Origin of the sequence: Mycobacterium sp., from assembly GCF_032162105.1 — a bacterium.
Taxonomy (GTDB): domain Bacteria; phylum Actinomycetota; class Actinomycetes; order Mycobacteriales; family Mycobacteriaceae; genus Mycobacterium.
Window position 1 is genome coordinate 1 of record NZ_JAVRPS010000025.1, and the last position, 2,629, is coordinate 2,629.

General features: G+C 65.9%; 2 protein-coding genes and 1 pseudogene. 2 read left to right on the forward strand and 1 reads right to left on the reverse strand.

Going from position 1 to position 2,629, the window contains the following annotated elements; all coding sequences use genetic code 11:
- Together QOC69_RS01070 and QOC69_RS01075 are read left to right on the forward strand one after the other, a co-directional pair.
- A pseudogene (locus QOC69_RS01070) lies at positions 1–300 on the forward strand (SDR family NAD(P)-dependent oxidoreductase); the annotation flags it as partial.
- Positions 301–332: 32 nt separating this feature from the next.
- Positions 333–1,091 carry a DUF899 domain-containing protein gene (locus QOC69_RS01075; protein WP_526435499.1) on the forward strand — a complete coding sequence of 253 codons (759 nt, stop codon included), beginning with the start codon at positions 333–335 and terminating at the stop codon, positions 1,089–1,091.
- A gap of 11 nt (positions 1,092–1,102) precedes the next feature.
- Here QOC69_RS01075 and QOC69_RS01080 read toward each other — a convergent pair whose 3' ends face one another.
- The gene (locus QOC69_RS01080; RefSeq protein WP_526435501.1) at positions 1,103–2,296 is read right to left on the reverse strand and encodes a Fic family protein; all 1,194 of its coding nucleotides are present in this window, start codon (positions 2,294–2,296) and stop codon (positions 1,103–1,105) included.
- Positions 2,297–2,629: the final 333 nt, after the last annotated feature.

The window sequence follows — 2,629 nt, forward strand, 5'->3', positions numbered from 1 at the left end:
GCCAAGGCCACCGTCCGGTTCATCGCCGACTATGCCGCCGCCGAGTCGGATCGCGCCCGGTTGGGGATCAGCTTCGTGTCCGTCCTTCCCCAGCTGACGCCGGCCACCGACCTGGGCGCGGCGGCGGTGTCGGCCTACGCCGAACGCCAAGGCGTCGACGTCGACGCCTTCGTGGCAGGCCTGTCACCCGTCCTGACCCCTGATCATGCGGGCAAGTCGATTCTCGATATCGCGACCGCACCGTACCCCGACCACCGCGCCTACACCCTGTCGTCCGCGGGCCTCACACCGCTGTCCTGAACCCAATTCACCAACCCCGGAAGGATATTCGCATGAACACACCCCCGATCGTGTCGCCGCAGGAGTGGGAGACCGAACGCCAGCGCCTGCTGGTCAAGGAGAAGAAGCTGACGCGTGACGGTGACGCGCTGGCCGCCGAGCGCCGGCGCATGCCGTGGGTGCCGGTGGACACGCAGTACGCCTTCGACGGGCCCGACGGCAAGGTGAGCCTGCGCGATCTGTTCGCCGGGCGGCGTCAGCTGATCGTCTACCGCGCATTCTTCGAGCCCGGGGTGTACGGCTGGCCCGAGCACGCCTGCCGCGGCTGCTCCATGATCGCCGACCACGTCGCAAACCTGGCGCACCTCAACGCCCGCGATACCACGCTGGTGTTCGTCTCGCGCGCACCGCAGGCCGACATCGGCCGTGTGAAGGCCCGGATGGGCTGGGACATCCCGTGGTACAGCATCACCGACGGGTTCGACGTCGACTTCGGGGTCGACGAATGGCACGGCACCAACGCGTTCATCTCGGACGGTGACCGCGTGTTTCGCACCTACTTCATCAACAACCGCGGCGATGAAGCGCTGGGCACTACCTGGAGCTTCCTCGACATGACCGCGCTTGGGCGCCAGGAGGATTGGGAGGATTCGCCCGACGGCTACCCGCAGACCCCGCCGTACCAGTGGTGGAACTGGCACGACGAGTACGCCGACCCCGAGGCGCCCGAGGAATGGATCGCCCGATCGAACGCCGCCCTGGAGATGCTGAGCACCGACGGGGACGGCGCGAGTGACCGCAGGGCTGGTTAGCCGGGAAGTCCTCACCGCCCTGCTCTCAACGCGAAGGCGTCGAGTGCGTGTAGAACCTGCGGCGCGCGCCAGGCGCGGTTCCGGGAGCGGTCAGTGAACTCGACGATGATGCCCGCTTCGGTGAGCGGGTCCACATAGCGTCGCGCATTGCCGGTTGAAATGCCGAGTTCACGCTGGAGCAGTTGCGCGTTGAACACTGGACGTTTCAGCAGCAGGTCCGCCACACGGTGAATGGCGGAGTCGCGTCGTGCGCTTATCGTCGACGTCCACTCCGCTCTGATCGCGCGTAGGTCACTGACGAGGCGCCGACCGTTCACCACCGCAAGAACCGACGCCGTCGAGAGCCTTTCGACGATCGCAGCAGGGTCGCCCACGCGGTACGCACCGAGCGCCTCGAAGTAAGCATCGGTGTCGGTCAGCAGCCCCGCCGACACCGGGACGGTCATCTGGCGCGTGAGCCGCTTGTTGCGCAGCATCGCCTGGATCAATGCCCTACCTGTGCGCCCGTTACCGTCGGGGAACGGGTGGATGGTCTCGAACTGCGCGTGTGCGACCGCGATCTGCGGCAGTGTCGGGATGTCAGCGCGCCTCATGAAACGGATCAGGTCGTCGATGGCCCCTGCAACCCGCTCATGGTGTGGGGCAACGAAGTCGGCACCTCGTGGTCCGAAACTGCCACCCCCGATCCACACCTGCTCGGTGCGCCATCTTCCCGCGGCGCTCGGGTCACTGGTGTGCATCAGCGCTTGATGCATCGCCAGGATGGCGTCACCGTCGATCCGATCCACCAGTGCGATGGCAGCCGTCATCGCCTCGGTATTGCCGACGATCATCGTCGCGTTGCGGCGACTGGTTTCGCCCAGAACCTCGGCTTCGGCGATGGCACGCGCGGAGGCGGTCAAGTTCTCGATCTGGGAGCTGGCTGCAGACTCCCTTCGCAGCAGCACTGCGGCAAATGGGGCGATCTCATCGCCCAACTCAGCGTCGAACCGGGCGATTTCGTTGCTCGCGTCCTGGGCGTTGGCGAGAACGTCGGAGGGGAGTATGAGTCCCAGGTCGGCGATAGAAGCGGGAATGGCGGCTTCGTAGTCACCGGACTGCCGCAGTGCAGCGCGCAGATCGGCCCGGCCGTAGCCTGCCTCGGTGGGCATCTCCCACACGAGGCGCTCGTATCCGACAGCGGTGCCGTCACTAGGTGAGGCCATGCTTGAACGATAGCATCACTTAGTGCTTTAAGTGATGCTATCGCCAGGGCCTAGCATCGCTTCTTCAGCCGAACGGTCCGAAGTCGTCGCCGTGTCCCCCGATCGGGGGACACGGGGTTCATCCGGTGTGGTGGCTGGTCGGCGGACATACATCTCCTTGGGTGTGCGACATAGTTATCTCATCGCCGGAACACACCGGCCGAGAGACTCAAAAGCACACTCACACAAGGAGATTGACATGAACACCATCACCCGCCGGATCGCCGCCACCGCCGCCCTGCTCGCCGCCCCCGCCCTGATCGCCCTGGGCACCGCCACGATGAGCCACGCCGA

Excerpts from the sequence above, each read along its gene's own strand:
- QOC69_RS01075 (WP_526435499.1), top strand. The coding sequence starts at position 333 with ATGAACACACCCCCGATCGTGTCGCCGCAGGAGTGGGAGACCGAACGC.
- QOC69_RS01080 (WP_526435501.1), bottom strand. The coding sequence starts at position 2,296 with ATGGCCTCACCTAGTGACGGCACCGCTGTCGGATACGAGCGCCTCGTG.